Source organism: Lentzea sp. JNUCC 0626 (assembly GCF_043632865.1).
Taxonomy (GTDB): domain Bacteria; phylum Actinomycetota; class Actinomycetes; order Mycobacteriales; family Pseudonocardiaceae; genus Lentzea.
This window is the reverse complement of sequence record NZ_CP171636.1, coordinates 132,445-149,909: the sequence shown is the minus strand read 5'-3', so window position 1 is coordinate 149,909 and position 17,465 is coordinate 132,445. Positions and strand designations below refer to the sequence as shown.

Sequence of the window (17,465 nt, the reverse complement as noted above, 5' to 3'; positions counted from 1 at the left end):
CCTGTTCGCGGACTGGCAGGCGACGCGGGTGATCGGGACGGACGCCTGGGTTGCGGCGCCGACGTCGACGAACCAGTGCACCCTCAGCCGCTGGTCGGTGGCCATCACACCGCTCCGTCGGTGCAGTCGAGGATGCGGAACCCGGTGTCGGTGCGCTCGACGGTCTGGCCCAGGACGATGACCGCGCGCCCCTCTGGCCGGTCGACGTAGAGCACGTCGCTGCCGAGGTCGTCCGGGGCGGTTCCGCCGCACCAGGCGGCAAGGACGTCCCGGTTGCCCGTTCGCAGCGTCATCTGGTCCGGTGCGCCGTCGGTGACGTCCAGCTCGTGCCGGGCCAGCTTCTCCAGCACGGCGATGTCCGGCAGAGTCGGGCAATCGCCGCCAACAAGCACGGCGTCGGAGAACTCCATCCGGAACTCGGCGATCATCTCGCCGCCGGTGAAGATCGCGAACTGGCCCCACTGCTCGGGCACGGCGATCCCGAGGTGGTCCAGCTCGTAGTCGACGTCGTTGCGCTGGAAGCGGGCGATGGTCTCGCTCGGTGCGTTCATGGTCGTGCTCTCCTTCAGCGGGGTTCGTGGTGACCGGCGTTTGGCGGCGCCGGGTGGCTTGGTCCCGTGGGTAAGCGGCGAGTCAGTCGTCGATGTCGGTGTCGTCGGCGTCCATGCCGTGGGCCAGGGCGGCGAGGTCGGTTCGGAGCCGTTCCTCGGTCGCGGTCGGCGGAGTCGTCGGGTCGGGTGTGTTGTCGTCGAGCAGGCGGAACACGTCGTCCTTGGTCTGCCGGAGCGTCCGCTGGAAGGTGCGCTGGGCGGCAGCGAGCTGGCGGTCGCGCTCGGCGAGGGCTGCGGCGTGCTCGCTCATGATCCGTTGCAGGTCTGTGGCGTGCTCGCGGCCGAGGCGTTCCACGGCGGCCGTGGTCGCCGCGTTGGCGGCCGCGACCTTCTGCTCGGCCTCCTTCCTGGACTCCTCGGCAGCCTGCCGTGCCCGCTCGACCAGCCCGTTCGCCTCGGTGCGGATCTCCTCGATCCGGAGGGTTGTCTGCTCGCGGAACTCCTTCTCCGCGGTAACGGCCTTGTCCGCGCGCTCCCGTTCCGTGTCGGCCCGCTCGTCCGCGAGTCGGAGGCGCTCGGTGAGCTGCTCGACCTGGGTGGTCAGTTCCGTGTTCTTGGTCTTGGTCTCCTCGGCGAGCGCCCGGTCGCGGGCGGCGGCCTCGTCGGCCTGCTCGGCGCGGGCCTTGAGCTGGGTGTTCTCCCCCTCCAGGCGGGCCTGTTCGTTCTCGGCCTGAAGCTTGTCCTTGACCGCCTGCTCGCGGTCCTTGCGGTCCTTCTCCGCAGCACGGTCGGCGGTGATCTGCTTCTGGATCGCCTCGGCGGCCTGGTCTTCGGCGATCTTGCGCAGGCGGGCGTCGGCGGTGGCTTGGGTGAGCGCGGCGGTGATCTCGGTTCGCATGCGCTCGAGGTCGGCGGCCGCGGTGGCCACCGAGTCGTCGAGCTGGCCGGACACCCCGCTCAGCTGGGCGTGCAGGCCGGCGATCGGGCCGAGCAGCGTCGCGATCGTGGCTGTGAGCCGCTCCACGTCGATGTCTCCGACCAGCGACTGCTCGCCGAACACCTCGATGTAGAGGCGTTCGTGCTTCCCGAGCTCAGCGCACGTGCGCTTCTTCGGCCCCCAGGTCGTCAGCTCCGGCGGACAGAAGTCCCGGCGGCGGCCGGTCCCTGCGAGCAGCTCGGGCGGGAAGACCTTCCGGCACCGGCGGAGCTGACAGCGCGGGACGTCCTCGTCATCGGCGAGCGCGACCGTCTTTCCGTCACGGCTTTCGTCAGCCCCGGATTCGTCCTGGGGTGCCGGGGTGGCCGAACCCCGGTTCACCTGGGCGTTTTCGCCGGTCGGCAGGTCATCGTCGGTCATGATCCGATCGTACTTGTTTGAGTTAAAAAACTCAAAGCCATAGTTGTCGTTTTTTAACTGCGACTTGCGTTCACCGCCCCCAGGGGTGAGAATGACTGTTATCACCCCTGCCCCCGCCGACCGGGCGGACTCCGCAGACCGGGTGCGAAAACTGGGAGGCCCCGTGACGGAGTCGACCGGCTCGGCAGAGCCGGGGAAGGTCGTCCCCGTGGTGGTGTTCGTCGAAGTCGACCCGGCCGCGGTGCGGTCGCCGGACACCGCGGCGGTCTACGCCGTGGAGCGCGCGCTCGCCGCGGCCGAGACGGAGCTGACCGCGCCCACGCGCGGCGGAGGGCAGTCGCCGGTGCATGTGCGGCGGTTGGCCCTGCTCGACCTGGCCCTGAAGGAGGGCATCCTGGCCGTCACGGCGAATCTCCCCCGCGAAACCAAGGATCAGGAGCAGGAGAAGCGATGAGCAGCGAGAACGGCGTCAACGCCGAGAGCGGTCGCTCCGCCACCAGCGTGAAGCCGCGCGACACGCACGTCATGGTCGGCGACGGCGGCCGGGTCGCGGTCCGCTGGGGAACCGACGAGCAGTGGTACGTGCTGTCCCCCGAGGCCGCGTCGGCCGCGCTCGGTCCGCAGACCCGCGACCAGCTCGGCGAGCTTGGCTGGGTGGAGCGCCCGCACCCGCCGAGGTTCGGCCGGCACTCCCTGGACCTCGTGGCCCGCTGCCGCATGGCGATCGAGCAGTTCGACGGCGAGCCCAGCGGCGCGTGGTCGACGGGCGAGCAGGTGTTCGTGGCCTTGGTCCTCAAAGACAAGACCACGCTCGACGCGCTGGACTACACCGCGAAGCAGGCGGAGCAGCGGCTTATCGGCGAGGGCTGGGCGCCCAGCGAGCCGAAGGAGTTCAAACGGTGGCTGACCGCGATCCGCGTCGAAGTGGCGTTCCCCGGCTTCGTGACCGGGCAGGAGTGATCCGGATGGCCGACCTCTCCCCCGCCGCACAGGCGAACCTGGACCAGAGCGTGGCCCGCGTCGACGAAGGCGTCGACCGGTACACCCGGCAGATCGGCGCGCTGATCGCCGCGCACGGCAAGGAGGCGGCCGTGGCCAACTTCAACGCCTGGCTCCAGCGCCAGCCCGCCGACGCGGTGGCCGCGCTGGCCGCAGGCGCCTTGGCGCGCCTGGCCATGACCCCGCCCGCTGACCCGACCCCGACCAGAGGATGACCGACATGACCATGACGAGCCCCGCCCGGCGCTGGCTGGCCGATCCGACGACGCGGTTGTTCCTCCCGCTCACCGTGCTCTCGGTGGCGTTGCCGATCATCGCGTTCATCCTGTGGGGCACCGGGCTGGTGTTCCGCGGTGTTGCCGGTCCCGGCGCGATCGGCCTCGTCCTCGGCGTCGTCGTGCTGATCGACCGGTGGCGTGCGCCGTTGAGGAACATCGACCGGGCGCCGGCCATCGGTAGCGAGCGCGACTTCCGCGACGTCGCCTTCCAGGTCGACCGTCTCCTCGAGCGCGGTGACTTCACACGCGCGCACACCGCGACGGTCGCGATCTGCACGTGGCTCAAGGGCGAACGGCACTACGGCAGCAAGCGCCGTCAGGAGCGCCTCACGACCGCCCTGGAGAACTGGACCGCCCGGCGCGGCGAGTACGACAAGCGCGCCGAGTTCATCGAGCAGTAGGACCGCATGACCCTGCGCCTCCGCGCCCGCCAAACGCGGCTGAGCAGGACGAACTTCACCACGAACACCGGATGGAAGGACTTCGGAGATGACCAGCCAGGAAGTGCTCGAAAGCCCGCACGACGCGGTCCAGCAGGTGCTGGAGTTCGCGCCCGCCTTCGCCGCGGCGGTGCTGGCCGATGCCCCGGCCCGGCTCGACGAGTTGACGGACCGCCTGCGCGCCGCCGGTGACCCGGTCGCGGCGCTGCACGCCGTCGTCGAGGCGGAGGACCTGGCCCACGACGTCGCCCGCGTGAAGTGGCTGACCACGCACCTGACCAGCCCGGCCCGGTGGCTGGCGGCCAAGGTCGCCGCCGCCGCGTAGCCGAACCGCCGTTCCCCCCGGCCGTGCCGCCCGGCCCGGCCGGGGCTGGCTCAAGAAGGGAGCGAACTGGTGATCTCACCGGTGCCGCGCAGGTGCGCCCGCTCCCTCCGCGCTGGGCAGCCGCCCGGCATCCTCGAACTGACTCAAGGTGGACAACGATCATGATGACTCCGCAGACGCACACCGACGCGGGCACCGTGGAGCCGACCGCGTGGCTGGTGGAGCTGACCGAGGCCGGCACCGCGGCCGCGCGGTGGGTGCTCGGCACCGAAGAGCCCGGCATCGGCTTCTACGCCGAGGACGGCTTCGCCCAGCCGGGGGCCGTCGCCGGCGCGGCGCCCGACGAGGACGTCGCCGACTGGGTGGCCGAGTACCTGGGTGTCACCGGCGTCGAGCTGACCGAGGCCGGCGAAGGCCGCTGGTCGGTCGGGATCACGGGCTGACGCGATGCCGTCGACGAACGTGCTGTTCACCGCCGTCCGACCGCTGGTGCGAGCCTGGCGGCTGTGGCGGTGGAGCGGGACGCACGAGCCGCTGCTGCCCGTGCTGGACCCGGGCTGGGTTCGGGCGATGCACCTGAGCGCTGGGCTGGCGGTGCGCAACCCGCTCGATCAGGAGCCGTGGGTACTGGACCTGGTCGAGGTGTCCCGGCCCGACGTCGAGCTGATGGTCACGCTGACCGCGGTGCAGGGCGTCGTGCGGGTGGCGCTGGACTGGCCGGTGGAGCTCTACACCGCGGCGGCCGCCGACCTGGAAGCCAGCCTGATGCTCGACGAACACCAACGACTTCACGACCTGGACGACCGGAGGAACCCCTGATGCCCGAGACCAGCGGAACCAGCAACCTGATCGCTTCGATCCTCGCCATGCGCGACGGCGAACCTGCGGTCGTATGGGGTGTCGGCCCCGTCAGCGAATGGACCGCTGACGACCCGGCCGAGCAGATCCGCGACGCGCTGCGGGTGGTCCAGACGCGCAACGCGCTGGACCGTGCGACCGCGAAGGAGGGCGTGAAGCCGTTGGTGTTGCTGTTCGACGCCATGACGCTCGCGGCCGCCACGGCCACCCGCGAGTCCCGCGTCCAGCTGGGTGAACTGGCGGCTACTGGCCCGGCTGTCGACGTCCACCCGGTTCTGGACCGACACCCCGACCACGTGCACGGCACCGACTTCGCCGTGCTCCTGCGGGTGCTCGGCGACCTCAACGAGGGCATCGACATGGGGCCGGAGGACTTCGCCCAGGCCGACGAGTCCTACGTCGCCGCGCTGTTCTCGCTGCTGCGTCCACGGCTCGATGACCTCTCCGCTGCCGTCCTCGGCCCGGACTACGTCGCGGCGCCGGATGCGCCCCTCAACAAGGTCACGGAGGCTGCGCGGGAAGTTGTGCGGGCCGCTGACGGCGTGTGGGACACCGCGGTGGTGCGGCGCTGGAAGAAGCTGTGGGACCGGAAGCCGTCGGGCCAGGAGCCGCCCACGGTCCTGATCATCGAGGAGGAGGCCGGCCCGATCCTCCAGGGACCGACCGGCGGCGGTGAGCACGACGTCGCGGGGGCATCGAGCAGCCGCGCGGAGCTGCTGGCGCGGCTGATGTCCTGGCCTGGCACTCAGGTGCAGGTGTTCGACCCGAAGGCGAACGACGGCACGTCGCCGCTGCTGAAGTGGAACCCGTGGGCACGCAGCGAGGAGAGCGGCGACGCGGTTCTCGCGGACCTGCGCGCCGAACTGCTGCGCCGGGGTCACACGGATCTGGACCTGATCGAGGTCGACGACGTGTTGACCGCGAAGCGGATGCTCGGCCTGGACACCGGCCAGCCGTGGCACGCCGTGCGGGTGCACTTCCCCGGTGACCGCCTGGTCGACGCACACGAGATCGAGGAGGCGATCCGCGGTCGCGGCCGGGACGAGGCGCTGGCCAACGCCCGCTGGAACTGGCCGTCCGCCGACCGGGTCGACTACCTCGGACGCCGCTACGAGGTCGGCGACCCGGTGGTCGACGCCGCGGACCCGAACCGGCCGGGACGGGTCGTGTCGGTGCTGGACGGTGCCGCGATCGAGGACGGGCCGCGGCTGTTCGTCCGGTTCGCCGACGCCGACCAGGACGAGGAAGTCAGCCGAGACCGGATCCGCTACACCGGGCCGGACCCCGCCCAGGATGCCCGGTGACCCACGCCGGGACCTCCCTGTACCGGGCTGCGCGCCAGGAGATCGCCCCTGAACAGGGGTTTCCTGGCCCGCGGCGCGGGCATGTTCTTGATCGTCTGAGGAGTTGATCGTGAGTTCCGAGCTGGTGCCGACTCCGCAGCATGCGGTGACCGAGGTGGCCTCCGACGTGCGGGAGGCCGCCGACCAGCTGATGCACGAGATCGCCGCGTCGGTGGCGCTGCTGCCGGCGTTGCCGCCGCCGAACCCGTCCGACCGCTACCACCTGCGCTCGCTGACGACGTTGTGGCTGCTCAAGCTGTCCGACACCAGCCGGGCTGGCTACTTCCAGACGCTGGCGGACTGGCTGGCCTGGTGCGATCGGCATGAGCTCGACCCGTGCGTGGCACGGCGGGCCGACGCCGACGCCTGGGTGGCGCAGATGACCGCGCAGAAGCGCGGCAAGGGCCACGTCATCACCCACGTCCCGGCGTCCCGCTCGACGATCGGGAAGCGGCTGGCGGTGGTGAGCAGCTGGTACAAGTACCTGTCCTCCAACGACATCACGACCGGTAACCCGGCGGGCGCCGTCGACCGGCCGGCGCCGCCGAAGCGCTCCAGGCTGCCCGCGCTGGCCGCCGACGAGACCAGCATGTTCCTGGACTGGCTGGTCGAGCGTGCCGAGCGGCTGGACACCGAGGCGGCTTGGCGGGACTGCGCGCAGCTGCACCTGATGTTCGCCACCGGCCTTCGGGTGACCGCGGCGTGTCTCGCCGAGTTCGAGCACATCGGCTTCGAGGGCGGCTTCTGCGTGCTGCGGTACCGCAAGAAGGTCAAGGGGCGGGCCGACGAGTGGGACTGGGTGCCGCTGGCGCCGGACCTGCTCGTGGTGCTCAACCGCTACTGGGGCATCCGCGCTGAGCGGGAGAGCCGCGAGCAGGGCAAGCAGATCTCCGTCGACGAGCTGTCCGGGTACCTGTTCGTGTCCACCCCGCACCCGCAGCAGCCCGAGCGCACCGGGGGCCGCCCGTTCAACCAGAAGCACGTCGACCGGCGGCTGGAGACGCTGGCCAGGCAGGCCGGGGTGAAGGCGTGGAAGACGATCACCCCGCACTCCACCCGGCGCACCGCCGGGACGCTCGCGCTGGCCAACGGCGCGACTCTGGCCCAGGTGCAGGACCTGCTCGGGCACGCCGATCCTCGAACCACTCGCGGCTATGACGACTCCTGGCACCGCCTGGAGACCTCGCCGGTGTTCACCATCGCCGCGGTGTTGCGGCGCGAACACCAGAAGCACCACGGGCAGGCGCCGACACCGACCAAGCAGGCCACCCAGCAGCTCGTCGCGGCCGCGCGCGGACGGGGCGAATCGTGACCGCGCGGTCCCGGCAGGCCCACCAGCTCGCCGCCGACCTCAGTGAGCACTTCGGCGTGCCGTTCACGGCGGTCTACTACGGCGAACGCGACCGGCACGGCAACGGGGACTGGCGGGTCAACTGGACCGATGGGCCGACCGGCGCCGCGGTGGTCGCGGAGATCGGGCACCGCGCCGCGCGGTATCCGGCGCTCGAGGTGGCACGCCTGGGGTTCTGGCGCGGCCACACCGACCTCGCGCAGGCCGCGGCGCTGCTGGCTTGGCTCCCGCAGCACCCGGAGCAGTTCGACTTCCTCAACACGTTCACCGTGGACGTCGCGTTCGACCAGACCGCGTTCCCCGAGCAGCTCGACGAGCAGCTGCAGCACCGGGCCCGCGCGCTGCTGCGCGCGGGTGGTGGCTGGCTGTCCGGGGAGGTCATCCGCCTGCTCGGCGAGCACTGCGGCCGCGGCTGGGACCAGGTCGAGCAGTGGCTCGGCGACAACGTCGTCGATCTGGCCACCGTCCGAAAGCGCCGTCAGCGGCCTTGACCCCTTCTCACCACGTCCAGAACTGGAGCACTCCGATGCCAGGCATCGACCCCGACCAGCCCGGCCCGCACCTGGGTCCGCCCGACGTGAACGCCGCAGACGGCCGGTTCACCGTCTCCGCCAGCGGCGTCGTCCAGAGCACCGGGCGGGAACTGGTGCTCTGGCACTGCGGTGGCCCGTTCCCCGGCACCCCCTCGTGGACCAGCAACGACCGCCCCGACGAGATGGTCTCGCAGGGCCTGCAGCTGGCCCTGAGCCGCCCGGCCGGCCCGCAGACCGTGGTGGCGCTGCTGATGGACTACGACGCGTTCGGCAGGGTCACGGCCGTGCCGGACACCGCCGGACGTCTCAGCACGCTGCTGCGCACCGGCCCTGATCAGGACGTGCACCCCGTCCTGGTGAGCCCGCGCGACAACCGGCCCGCCGTGCATGGAGCCGATCTCGTCGAGGTGTTCACCGCGCTGCTGAGCCTGCGCGAGCACCACGGAGAGCTCACCACCGCGCTGCCCGCGCACCTCGCGGACGTCACCAGGGAAGTCCTCGCGACCATGCGGGGCAGCATGATGCCGACCGATCTGCAGCGCGCCGTCCGGCTGCTGCGAGAGCTCACCGCCGAAGCCGACCGCACCACCAACACCGGAGGAGACACCGTTCATGGATGAGGACTGGGAGCCTGGCCAGCGGCCCATGGCCATGCCGAGCCAGGACTCGCGGGGCCCGTCGTACGACGCGGCGGTGGAGCGCGCGGAGGCCGCGTTCGCCGCCGTCCGCGAGGTGCTCGGTGGCCGGCCGATCCTGGACAACGTCGGCGACCTGGCCCAGATCGTCAACCGGCTGCCGCCGGAGGTCGCGTTGCTGGTCGACGACCAGGTCCGCACCGACCGCGACACCCCGGCCACGGGCAAGCAGGTCGTGTCCGCCGTGGTCGCCGAGATGGCGATGGTCACCCTGCCCCCGACCACGCCGGTCCGTGACCACCACGGCCAAGAGCACGACGTGATCGAACCGGCCCTGCAGCTCGGAGTCCGGGTCCTGGCCACGCCCGACACGCCCGCGCCACGGCAGACCCGCGCCTATTACCTGCACGACCGGGCCGAGGAAGCCCTGGAGGACGGCGAGGTCGGCACCTACCTGACCTTGGTCGCCCAGCAGTTGACCCGCATCGCCGAGAACCTCGACACCGGGGTCACCCGCTGGTTCCCCATCGACCGCGACTTCCCTGAACTGGAGGCCGAGGCGTCCCGGCTGCGGGCCGTCGCCGCGTCGTTGACCGCCTACTCCCCCACCGCCGAGGCACTGGTCGACGACGACGACCTGGACGACGACCTGGACGACGACGAGGCCCTGCCCGACGACGAGGAGGACTTGGTGGTCGACCCCGCGCGGGCGGCGGCGACCGAGGAGACCTTGCGGCGCCTCCCCCAGACGCTGAGCGACATCCTGACCCTTCACCGCAGGGAGAACCCCAACCCGCTCAAGGACCTGGACGTGCTGGTCGACGGCGGCCCGCTGGCCGGCCAGACCCAGCACAACGACGGGCAGTTCTGGCACGGCGACGACTGGTACCCCGCCGTCGACGGCGTCGAGCACCACTACCGGCTCGGGACCAGGTCGAGCCAAGGCCACTCCACCACCCTGTGGTTCTACCAAGGCCTGCGGCACGACGAACCGCGCTGAGTCGACACGGCGTCCAACCCGCCTTCCCGTACTCCAATCAGGTACATAAGCACAGCTCAAAAACAAAACACGCGCTGCGCGTGTTACGTTTTTGGCAGACAGCAGCCGTACCAACCAGGAGGACACGATGGCCGAGTCGAAGCCGTTGCGGGGCGTCGGACGGATCGCGGAGCAGGACGACATCGCCCCCGAGGGGGAGGTCGTCACCGAGCAGCACGTCCGCGACTACCAGGCGAGCGTCGAAGAGGCGCACAAGGCGGTCGGTCTCCCCACCGACAACCTCTGGGGCTAGCAGGAACTGCGGATGCCTCCCCCTCCGCCCAACTCCGTTGTGGCCCGCATCCTGGGAACGGATGCGGGCCACAACGCTGTGTACGGTCCCGACGTGGACGCCATTGACGACGAGCTTCAGCAACCTGGCGACGCCAGCGACAGCGACGCAGAGGCCCGGCTTGCAGAACACGGCCTGATCAGCACCCAGGCGCTGGCCGCGCACTACGGCATCAAGCCGGGCAGCGTGCGGCGGCTCATGTCCGATCACCAGATCGGTGAGGTGCGGGGCTACCCGGCCGAGCAGGCGCTGAACATCATCCGGCCGGGACGGCACCCAGCACCAGGACCAGGGCGGGGACACCGGAAGAACACCGCGGCTCAGGACGATCCTCCGACGACCACCTCGACGTGAGGCACCGGAACCGGAGCGCGCTGGCCAGTGACGACCACACGACTTGGAGATCTTCCCGTGAAACACGGAACCATCGTCATCATCAAGCACGGGCACGCCCAGCACTGGAAGGTCGACATCCCGGCTCTTCTGCTCGCTGACACCGACGTCGCCCCGCCGGTCATCGACGGCGATGTCGACGCGCAGACCGCGGCCGCGCGGGTCCTGGCCTGGATGCGCGAGCACACCGAGTGGACCGCGGCCGAGGACTTCACCGAGGCCCCCTTCATGAACGACACGCGCGGCGGCCAGGTGCTCGTCATCAAGGACGAGCCGGCCGTAGCCGTCGACCCGGCTGAGGAGGCGGCCCGCCAGGCCGCGGAGGAAGCGCTCGGCACTCCGGGGACGCTGGGCTACCTGCGCCGCAAGCTGGCGAGCCTGGAACACCTGCCCGACGAGTTGCCGGTGGTGCTCGCGGCGACGTCGGAGGGCAACGGGTTCAAGCGGCTGGGCGACGTCGGCGACGGTGACGACCCCGAACCCGACGAGGACGACTTCGGTGTGCCGCACCCGGACGACGCCGACGAGTACGTCGACGGCGAGCTCCCGGCGCCGTGCCTGCTGCTGTGGCCTTCGTAACCGCCCGCGACCGAGGGAACCGAACCGTGACCGGCCAGCACGCCGAGAACCTGATCGACTGTCCTGGTTGTGGCGCTGCTCCGGGCAGTGTCCACACGGACGGGTGCACGTGGGCGATGTGCCCTGATTGCGGCGGCGAACTGCCGCACAGCCGCTGCCGCGCTCGACCGGCTGAGCGCGCGCGGCCGCCGAGCCGACCGTCGCTTTGGCACGGCACGATCCCCGGCTGCGATCTCGCCGCGGAACTCGGTTGGGACAACACGGATCCGAACGCCGGCGCCGACGCCTTGGTCAACGAGGCGATGCGCCTGGGTGTGCGCATCCAGACGGCCATCGCCCTGGGGATGTTCGTGTGGGATCCGGCCGAACAGCGTTACCGCGCCGGGGAGGTCGACGAACGGGTTCTCGACCTGCACATGAGCGGCCCGATGGACGGCATCGACCCACTGGCCGATGTCCGCGACGTCATCAACGTGGCCGCGCCGAACCCCTCCGATCCCACCGCGGGCAACACCCTGGACAAGGTGGACGATCTGCTCGACCAGTACCGCGACACGCTGGATGCCCTCGAACGCGGCCAAGATGGCGATGGGCCGAAGCGAGAGGCACCGTGATGCGCCCGGTGGAGATCTCCCCCGATGTCGCCGGCGTGCTCGGCCCCGAGCTGGTCGACCGGATGACCAGCGACGCCTGGGACCAGGTCGTGCAGTGTTGGGAGTGCGGCCGCCTGCTGCCGCCGGAGGAGCCCGCAGCGGTGTTGCTGCTGTGGCCCGTCGACGCCGCGGCGGGCACCGTCCAGCTACCGGTGCAGGTCCACCAGAACTGCGCCCGCTCGGAGATCCGCCGGACCACGGTGGCCGAACTGCAAGCCCGGACGGTTTCACAGCCAGCCGGGCCCGACGCGGACCTGGACGTGGTAGCCACCATGTGGGATCTCGGCGACGGCACCGGCTACCCGGCCCTGTTCATCTCTTTCCGCGACGAAGTCCTGCTCGGCGACGGCCCGGAGCGCATCGACGGCGTGGTCGCCGCGCTGACCATGTTCGGTTGGCATCCCGTCGACGCGCTCGCCGTCGTCCCAGGGCTCGCGCCGCACGGCTGGCGTGCCCGGTTCGGCATCGTCGATTTCGAGGCCGGGCGCGGGCGGCTGGAGCTGATCAACCCTGGCGGCGAGGTGGAGACCGAGGCCACCGTGTACGACGCACAGGGCTGGCTGCTGGCCGTACAGCAGCTCGGAGGCAGCGCGGTGATCATGGGCTCGAAGTACCTGTCGAACTGGTTGATCGAGGGGGCTGTCGTGGCCGCTGACCGCGCCGCGCGGAACGGGCGGCTCGTCGGCGGCATCGTGCCGGTCACCCTCCACAGCGCCCGATAAATTCCCTGAACAGCTGTTTCAGGCTAAAACACACGTAGGTTCAGCGCGGTCCACCGCGCGCTGCGGCCGGTCCCGGCAACGACGGGTTGTCCGGGACCGGCCGCGATGGATCACGCGGGCGACTGAAGCGGCGGCGTCGAAGTCGCGGTCGCGACCGGGTCGAAGGCTTCGGCCGCGCGGCGGGACGCGACGCGGATGCGTTCGGCAAGCGCGTCGTGCTCCAGGCGGGCCGCGTCGGCGGGGAGCACGGCCCAGTGGTCCACCGCCGAGTCGACGCTCCAGAGCGTGTGGACCGAAGGACGTTCCTCCAGCGCGTGCAGCTGCAACGCCTTGCCCGGAAGGACCAGCAGGACCGCAGGTGTCGGCTGGTGGTAGGTGAGGTCGACGACCGGAAGGATGAACTCCTCGTCGCCGTTGGCCAGACCCAGCCCCAGGTAGCTCACCGGACCGGTCACCTGCACGACCCGTTTGACGAAGTGCTGGTCGAGAGGCCGCAGGAAGTTCGGGTGGAGGAAGGCGATGACCTCGCCGGGCACGACGTGGCGAAGCCGCTGGCGTTCGATGGGCACGGGCGAGGCGAGCTCCGCGATGAGCAGGGCACCGCGCTCCAGCTGTTCCGCACGGTCCGCGCGGGCGTAGAAGCCCTGGTCCTGTCGCAGTTGCGCGGCGCGGGCACGCAGTGAGTCGACCGCGGTGCGGGGTTGACCGCCCAAGGCCGCCAGCGCCGCGAGGATTGTCGCCTCGGCGGTGCGGGCGTCGCTGGTACGGGCCTCGGGGGTGCGGTGGTCGCTGCGGTCCAGGCGGCGGCCGCCGTTGAAGTCCACCAGCAGCCGGCGCAGGTAGTCCACCACCACCCCGGGGTTGCGGTCGTAGACCGGCGGCAGCGGCTCCTCCAGCAGGCCGATCACCGCCTTCTGGACGGTCTCGGTCGTGGCGTCGCGTGTCGGATCGGCGGCCAGGGCGTGCAGTACCGCGGTGCGGTGCAGCGCGCGGACCGCGTCGGGGCGGCGGTGGTAGGCGTGCTCGGGGTCGTGCTCGTCGCGGTGGATCAGCGGGTCCTCCCACCGGCTGATCTCGGCCGGTAGGTCGACGGGCGCGACGCTCCAGTCCACCAGGCCGCCGCGACGGCCTGGCAGCCGCTCAAGGGCGTCGAGGTAGCCGAAGACCGCCTCGTCGGACAGGTCCAGTTCGGCACCGTGGGGATCGGCACTGTCCTCCAGCCGGTAGTCACCGAGGCGAATCGGGTGTGCCCCGGTGGCCACGTGCACTACGTACCACCGATGCGGGCGGTTGCGGTGGACCCGTGAACGGACCGCGAGGAAGTGCCCGGCCGGGGACAACCGCACGTCGGCGGCGGATTCGAGCAGGGCGAGGGTCGCCCTCACGCGGCTGCGCCAGACCTCCGTGCTCACCTCGGCGGTCGGCGGTGCGGCCTCGCGCAGCGACCGCACGGCGGCCTCGGTCGTCGTCCACGGCGCCGTCGACGCGGCGTGTGGCGCGAGGCGGCGACGGAAGAACCGCAGTGCTGGACGGGCGCCGGCGACGGGCACGCTGAGATCCCCGGGGCCGCCGTACTTGGGGTCGACCTCGCGGTAGCACGTGCGGCACACCACTCCGGTGGCGGAGTCAGCACCCTTGCCGTGGGCGTGGCAGCAGGCCGTGAGCGGAACGAGGTACTCGTCGCCGTAGTCACCCAGGAGGCGCGGGGCGGGGTCGGTCAACGGGACCAGCAGGTCCCCGTCGGTGTCGATGCCACGGACCCGGTCGGCGAGAACCGGGCGGACTCGGAGATGGCGGCCGTCCTCGAGCACGACGTCCACGGCGTCAGCGGGGCTGGCGGGGGTGGGCATGGGAAGCATCCCTTCGGAACAGGTGGGGGTGGACCGCCAGTGGCGGTGAGGAAGGACTGGTGGACCTGGCGTGGAGCCGCTCAGGTGTGGGCGACACCGATCGAGACCGGTGAACCGGGTGCGGCTGCGCGGCGGGGTCGACGTGCTCTCGCCCGCCGGCGCCCGTGAGGGGGCTGATCGGCGGTGATGCGGCCGCTGGCCGGCTGGTCGTGGCGATCGCCGGACGGCTCCTCGACGAGCACGTTGTCGTCGGGCCTCCGCCGGTGACGGATCGGGAGTCCGTCCGGTCGACCGGACGGACTCCGACGACCTTGTGTGCTTCGGCCGCGGCGTGTGGTGCGGTTGGTGTGGCCGCGCTCCGAGCGGCCGGTCCCGGTCAGCGCGCCCGGCGGGCCAGCCTGTCGGGATCGAGGATCAGCGCGCTCTTGCCCTCCAGGCGCAGCCATCCGCGGCGCGCGAAGTCGGCCAGCGCCTTGTTCACGGTCTCCCGGGAGGCGCCCACGAGCTGAGCGATCTCTTCCTGGGTCAGGTCGTGATTGACACGCAGCCTGCCCGCCTCGTTGCTGCCGAAGCGGTGCGCGAGCAGCAGCAGCGCCTTGGCCACACGGCCGGGCACATCGGTGAAGATCAGGTCGGCGAGCGTGGAGTGCGTTCGCCGCATCTGCCGGGCCAGCGCACGCAGCAGCTCTTCGGCGATCTCGGGCTGGCGGCTCATCCAGCGCCGCAGCGCGGCCCTGTCCATGCCAACCGCGCGCACCTCGGTCACCGTGGTCGCGGTGGCCGCGTACGGGCCAGGGTCGAAGATCGACAGCTCGCCGAACATCTCCGACGGGCCCAGGACCCCGAGCAGGTGCTCGCGGCCGTCGGAGGTCGTGCGCCCGAGCTTCACCTTGCCCGACTGGATGATGAAGAGCCGGTCACCGGGCTCGCCTTCGGCGAAGACCTCGTGGCTGCGGGGGAACTCGAAGGCCTCGCCGCCGACGACGTCGGCAACGGCGAGGGCCTGGTCGGTGACGGGCAGGCGAGCGGCGTGGGTAGCAGACATCGTGCAGCTCCAGGTCGGTCGGGTGCGTGTTGACCCCGCGAGCAGGAGCGCGCCACCCCGCCCCGCACTGGCTGTAGTTCGCCGTGCGGGGCGGGGTGGTGTGCTTGGCTGAGCGGGGCGACACGCACCCGACCGGACGGAGAGCCGATTTCCGTCACGACGAAGCGCACTGCGCGCATAGTTCCGGCTGTAGGGCGGTCACCTCGTGGGCGGCCGGGTGGCGTGATAGCGCTCGATAAGCCGGGCGAGCGCTGGTGGCACCAGGAGCGACGCTCGCGCGTTAGCGCCCAGAGCAGCGGTTTCGAGCTAAAACACACGTTCCTTGATGCGGCGGTGTCGGCGCGCCTGGTCTTGCCGCCCGTCTCACGACGGTCGCGTTCAGCGTCAGGCCGCGTGCTGGGGATTGATCCGGTGCAGCCGGGCGCGGAACCGCTCGCGCTCGGCGTCGTCGCGTTGGACCGGGACGTGGCAGCCGGTGTGCAGGTCGAGGTGGCCCCAGATTCCCTGGTGGGCTTCGTTGTGGATCCACCGGCCGCACACCAGCACCGAGACGGTCCGGCCGGGCGCGGCGATCGAGGTCACCTCGTGGTAGTCGCGGGCGAAGATCCTGTTCACCTTGCCGGGCAGGTTGAGCACGCTGCCCTGCCGCACCAGCCGGCCGGAGGCGGTGCGGTGCCAGTGCTCGTCCTCGTAGCCGCCGAGCACGGGGTAGGCCTCCATGACCTCCCACGGGTGGGTGTGGGGCTTCGAGGTCTCCGCGTTGCGCAGGTCGGGCCGGTGCCAGATGTTGATTTTCACCGTGAGGTCGGTGGTCATGGCGACCACGAACTCGGCCTTGTAGGCCAGCGGCACGCCGGCGGCGTCGTCGTCCGGGCTCGGCACCAACCACCAGCGGACCGGGTCGGTGAACTCCTCCCAGGTGAGCGCGGGCTGCGACGGGGCGTGAGCGGCGAGCCCGGCGGCGGCCGCGGCGTACAGCTCGTCGTCCAGGGTGATGTTCGGAATGATCTCCGTTGCAGTGCTCATGCCAACAAGATTCGACCGGAAACCCTTGGGAGAGAACGGGTTTCCCGTTTCCACTATGGAGCGTGCGTGCAGGAAACACCCGGCGGCCAGCGTGACCAGGGCATCGGAGAAGGCGCGCGCCGAGGGTTTCCTGGACCAGGAAACCGCGGAAACCCCTCCTACTCCCCCAGGCCGAGCAGGAGGACGTGCCCAGGGTCGAGCCCGCGGTCACGGGCACGGTCCTTGGCGGCCGCCAGGCGGGCCTGCATCTCCAGGGTGCGGCCGTAGCGGACGGTGGCGGCCTGGTGGTGCACACCGGGGTCGGCCAGAGCGGCCGGGCCGCGGTTGACCAGGCTGCAGTGCTCGCAGGTCGCCTCGACCGCGGTCGACGGTGCCGCGAACGTCTGGCCGCAGGTCGCGCGCACGCAGGTCACTTCGGCGTCGTGCGGTTGCAGCTCGAACGGCGTGACGAGGTGCTGGACGCCGCACTGACTGCACCGCAGCTCGGCCGGCCTGCTCCAGTCGACGCTCTTGTCGCGGCGCATGGTGTAGCTACCCGAGCCCGGCGGGGCCACGAGCTCACACGAGGGGCACCGGGCGTACCAGGTCCAGATCGACGGACCGACCAGCCGGAATGCCGGCGCGGGCGGGGGGTCGACTTCGACAACCGTCAGGGCTGCCGGTTGGACGGCCGTGCTGGTGGTCGTGGTCGGCCACTGCGAGTTGATCTGGTCAATGGGGACGGCGTAGATCTCGGCGAGCACCACCATCACGCGTTCGCCGACCTCCGGGGTGCGCCACGTGAACGGCAGGCGCCCGGCCTCGAGTTCGCTGAGCATCGAGTGCGAACACCGCACGACCGGCCGCACGAGCAGGGTGCGGGCCCGCGCGGCGGCCGTCTTCAGCGTCAGCCCGGCCTGGCGACGCAGTACGGCCAGGTCGACCTCCTCCGCGGGCACGCAGGTCAGTTCACGGGGATGGACGCCCACAGCGCTGGCGAGGGCCTTGAGCCGCGCTGGTTCGGGCACGGTCCGCCCGTGCAGGTAGGCCAGGACCTGCTGGCGGCTGATGCCGACGCGGGCGGCCAGCTCGTCGACGGACAGCCCTGGCTTCGGCCGGTCCTCGCGTGGGACGGCGCGCCGGAACTCATCCAGCGCCTGTGGGGCGAACGAACCCTGTCCTCGCATGTCCTCAGCCTAGACCACCACACGTGCAGT

At 71.2% G+C, this 17,465-nt stretch carries 23 protein-coding genes; 17 read left to right on the top strand and 6 right to left on the bottom strand.

The genetic code is table 11. The features are described from left to right. Window positions 1–104: 104 nt before the first annotated feature. A complete protein-coding gene (locus JNUCC0626_RS50330) occupies window positions 105–551 on the bottom strand; it encodes a hypothetical protein (protein WP_394622355.1) in 447 nt (148 codons plus the stop codon). 82 nt (window positions 552–633) lie between these two features. Next, complete coding sequence (locus tag JNUCC0626_RS50325) at window positions 634–1,908, bottom strand: hypothetical protein (protein ID WP_394622354.1); 1,275 nt, start codon at window positions 1,906–1,908, stop codon at window positions 634–636. Window positions 1,909–2,071: 163 nt separating this feature from the next. Between JNUCC0626_RS50325 and JNUCC0626_RS50320 the strand changes: the two genes are divergently transcribed. From JNUCC0626_RS50320 to JNUCC0626_RS50240, 17 genes are all read left to right on the top strand, one after another. Next, complete coding sequence (locus JNUCC0626_RS50320; protein ID WP_394622353.1) at window positions 2,072–2,362, top strand: hypothetical protein; 291 nt, start codon at window positions 2,072–2,074, stop codon at window positions 2,360–2,362. After that, window positions 2,359–2,868: a hypothetical protein gene (locus JNUCC0626_RS50315; protein ID WP_394622352.1), complete on the top strand. Its 510-nt coding sequence runs from the start codon at window positions 2,359–2,361 to the stop codon at window positions 2,866–2,868. The genes JNUCC0626_RS50320 and JNUCC0626_RS50315 overlap by 4 nt, the downstream gene beginning before the upstream one ends. 5 nt (window positions 2,869–2,873) lie before the next feature. Next, on the top strand, window positions 2,874–3,122 hold the full coding sequence (locus JNUCC0626_RS50310; protein WP_394622351.1) for a hypothetical protein: 249 nt from the start codon (window positions 2,874–2,876) through the stop codon (window positions 3,120–3,122). 5 nt (window positions 3,123–3,127) lie between these two features. Further along, window positions 3,128–3,586, top strand: coding sequence for a hypothetical protein (locus JNUCC0626_RS50305; protein ID WP_394622350.1), 459 nt, complete (start codon window positions 3,128–3,130; stop codon window positions 3,584–3,586). An 88-nt stretch (window positions 3,587–3,674) separates the two neighbouring features. Continuing rightward, window positions 3,675–3,950 (top strand): hypothetical protein, encoded by a 276-nt coding sequence (locus JNUCC0626_RS50300; protein WP_394622349.1) that lies wholly within the window; start codon window positions 3,675–3,677, stop codon window positions 3,948–3,950. Window positions 3,951–4,111: 161 nt separating this feature from the next. After that, the gene (locus JNUCC0626_RS50295; RefSeq protein ID WP_394622348.1) at window positions 4,112–4,393 is read left to right on the top strand and encodes a hypothetical protein; all 282 of its coding nucleotides are present in this window, start codon (window positions 4,112–4,114) and stop codon (window positions 4,391–4,393) included. A 4-nt stretch (window positions 4,394–4,397) separates the two neighbouring features. Further along, the gene (locus JNUCC0626_RS50290; RefSeq protein ID WP_394622347.1) at window positions 4,398–4,769 is read left to right on the top strand and encodes a hypothetical protein; all 372 of its coding nucleotides are present in this window, start codon (window positions 4,398–4,400) and stop codon (window positions 4,767–4,769) included. After that, window positions 4,769–6,112 carry a hypothetical protein gene (locus tag JNUCC0626_RS50285; RefSeq protein WP_394622346.1) on the top strand — a complete coding sequence of 448 codons (1,344 nt, stop codon included), beginning with the start codon at window positions 4,769–4,771 and terminating at the stop codon, window positions 6,110–6,112. Before JNUCC0626_RS50290 ends, JNUCC0626_RS50285 begins: the two co-directional genes overlap by 1 nt. 109 nt (window positions 6,113–6,221) lie before the next feature. Next, window positions 6,222–7,463, top strand: coding sequence for a tyrosine-type recombinase/integrase (locus tag JNUCC0626_RS50280; protein WP_394622345.1), 1,242 nt, complete (start codon window positions 6,222–6,224; stop codon window positions 7,461–7,463). After that, window positions 7,460–7,993, top strand: coding sequence for a hypothetical protein (locus tag JNUCC0626_RS50275; protein WP_394622344.1), 534 nt, complete (start codon window positions 7,460–7,462; stop codon window positions 7,991–7,993). The genes JNUCC0626_RS50280 and JNUCC0626_RS50275 overlap by 4 nt, the downstream gene beginning before the upstream one ends. A 35-nt stretch (window positions 7,994–8,028) precedes the next feature. Then, entirely contained in the window at window positions 8,029–8,655 is a 627-nt protein-coding gene (locus tag JNUCC0626_RS50270; protein WP_394622343.1) for a hypothetical protein, read from the top strand. Next, on the top strand, window positions 8,648–9,670 hold the full coding sequence (locus JNUCC0626_RS50265) for a hypothetical protein (RefSeq protein WP_394622342.1): 1,023 nt from the start codon (window positions 8,648–8,650) through the stop codon (window positions 9,668–9,670). Before JNUCC0626_RS50270 ends, JNUCC0626_RS50265 begins: the two co-directional genes overlap by 8 nt. A gap of 127 nt (window positions 9,671–9,797) precedes the next feature. Next, window positions 9,798–9,962 (top strand): hypothetical protein, encoded by a 165-nt coding sequence (locus JNUCC0626_RS50260; RefSeq protein ID WP_394622341.1) that lies wholly within the window; start codon window positions 9,798–9,800, stop codon window positions 9,960–9,962. Between the two features lie 93 nt (window positions 9,963–10,055). Further along, window positions 10,056–10,355 (top strand): hypothetical protein, encoded by a 300-nt coding sequence (locus tag JNUCC0626_RS50255; protein WP_394622340.1) that lies wholly within the window; start codon window positions 10,056–10,058, stop codon window positions 10,353–10,355. Window positions 10,356–10,412: 57 nt separating this feature from the next. Further along, entirely contained in the window at window positions 10,413–10,973 is a 561-nt protein-coding gene (locus tag JNUCC0626_RS50250; protein WP_394622339.1) for a hypothetical protein, read from the top strand. Between the two features lie 26 nt (window positions 10,974–10,999). Next, window positions 11,000–11,587, top strand: coding sequence for a hypothetical protein (locus tag JNUCC0626_RS50245; RefSeq protein WP_394622338.1), 588 nt, complete (start codon window positions 11,000–11,002; stop codon window positions 11,585–11,587). Then, window positions 11,584–12,348 (top strand): hypothetical protein, encoded by a 765-nt coding sequence (locus JNUCC0626_RS50240; RefSeq protein ID WP_394622337.1) that lies wholly within the window; start codon window positions 11,584–11,586, stop codon window positions 12,346–12,348. Before JNUCC0626_RS50245 ends, JNUCC0626_RS50240 begins: the two co-directional genes overlap by 4 nt. 110 nt (window positions 12,349–12,458) lie before the next feature. Here the strand turns inward: JNUCC0626_RS50240 and JNUCC0626_RS50235 are convergent, their stop codons facing one another. The 4 genes from JNUCC0626_RS50235 to JNUCC0626_RS50220 form a co-directional block, all read right to left on the bottom strand. Next, on the bottom strand, window positions 12,459–14,198 hold the full coding sequence (locus tag JNUCC0626_RS50235; protein ID WP_394622336.1) for a hypothetical protein: 1,740 nt from the start codon (window positions 14,196–14,198) through the stop codon (window positions 12,459–12,461). 376 nt (window positions 14,199–14,574) lie between these two features. Next, window positions 14,575–15,243: a Crp/Fnr family transcriptional regulator gene (locus JNUCC0626_RS50230; protein WP_394622335.1), complete on the bottom strand. Its 669-nt coding sequence runs from the start codon at window positions 15,241–15,243 to the stop codon at window positions 14,575–14,577. Window positions 15,244–15,627: 384 nt separating this feature from the next. Beyond that, complete coding sequence (locus JNUCC0626_RS50225) at window positions 15,628–16,269, bottom strand: hypothetical protein (RefSeq protein WP_394622334.1); 642 nt, start codon at window positions 16,267–16,269, stop codon at window positions 15,628–15,630. A gap of 158 nt (window positions 16,270–16,427) precedes the next feature. After that, entirely contained in the window at window positions 16,428–17,435 is a 1,008-nt protein-coding gene (locus JNUCC0626_RS50220; protein WP_394622333.1) for a helix-turn-helix domain-containing protein, read from the bottom strand. Window positions 17,436–17,465 lie beyond the last annotated feature (30 nt).

Excerpts from the sequence above, each read along its gene's own strand:
- JNUCC0626_RS50235 (WP_394622336.1), bottom strand. The coding sequence starts at position 14,198 with ATGCCCACCCCCGCCAGCCCCGCTGACGCCGTGGACGTCGTGCTCGAG.
- JNUCC0626_RS50265 (WP_394622342.1), top strand. The coding sequence starts at position 8,648 with ATGGATGAGGACTGGGAGCCTGGCCAGCGGCCCATGGCCATGCCGAGC.
- JNUCC0626_RS50310 (WP_394622351.1), top strand. The coding sequence starts at position 2,874 with ATGGCCGACCTCTCCCCCGCCGCACAGGCGAACCTGGACCAGAGCGTG.
- JNUCC0626_RS50315 (WP_394622352.1), top strand. The coding sequence starts at position 2,359 with ATGAGCAGCGAGAACGGCGTCAACGCCGAGAGCGGTCGCTCCGCCACC.
- JNUCC0626_RS50305 (WP_394622350.1), top strand. The coding sequence starts at position 3,128 with ATGACCATGACGAGCCCCGCCCGGCGCTGGCTGGCCGATCCGACGACG.
- JNUCC0626_RS50300 (WP_394622349.1), top strand. The coding sequence starts at position 3,675 with ATGACCAGCCAGGAAGTGCTCGAAAGCCCGCACGACGCGGTCCAGCAG.
- JNUCC0626_RS50290 (WP_394622347.1), top strand. The coding sequence starts at position 4,398 with ATGCCGTCGACGAACGTGCTGTTCACCGCCGTCCGACCGCTGGTGCGA.
- JNUCC0626_RS50330 (WP_394622355.1), bottom strand. The coding sequence starts at position 551 with ATGAACGCACCGAGCGAGACCATCGCCCGCTTCCAGCGCAACGACGTC.
- JNUCC0626_RS50325 (WP_394622354.1), bottom strand. The coding sequence starts at position 1,908 with ATGACCGACGATGACCTGCCGACCGGCGAAAACGCCCAGGTGAACCGG.
- JNUCC0626_RS50285 (WP_394622346.1), top strand. The coding sequence starts at position 4,769 with ATGCCCGAGACCAGCGGAACCAGCAACCTGATCGCTTCGATCCTCGCC.
- JNUCC0626_RS50225 (WP_394622334.1), bottom strand. The coding sequence starts at position 16,269 with ATGAGCACTGCAACGGAGATCATTCCGAACATCACCCTGGACGACGAG.
- JNUCC0626_RS50270 (WP_394622343.1), top strand. The coding sequence starts at position 8,029 with ATGCCAGGCATCGACCCCGACCAGCCCGGCCCGCACCTGGGTCCGCCC.
- JNUCC0626_RS50230 (WP_394622335.1), bottom strand. The coding sequence starts at position 15,243 with ATGTCTGCTACCCACGCCGCTCGCCTGCCCGTCACCGACCAGGCCCTC.
- JNUCC0626_RS50220 (WP_394622333.1), bottom strand. The coding sequence starts at position 17,435 with ATGCGAGGACAGGGTTCGTTCGCCCCACAGGCGCTGGATGAGTTCCGG.
- JNUCC0626_RS50260 (WP_394622341.1), top strand. The coding sequence starts at position 9,798 with ATGGCCGAGTCGAAGCCGTTGCGGGGCGTCGGACGGATCGCGGAGCAG.
- JNUCC0626_RS50295 (WP_394622348.1), top strand. The coding sequence starts at position 4,112 with ATGATGACTCCGCAGACGCACACCGACGCGGGCACCGTGGAGCCGACC.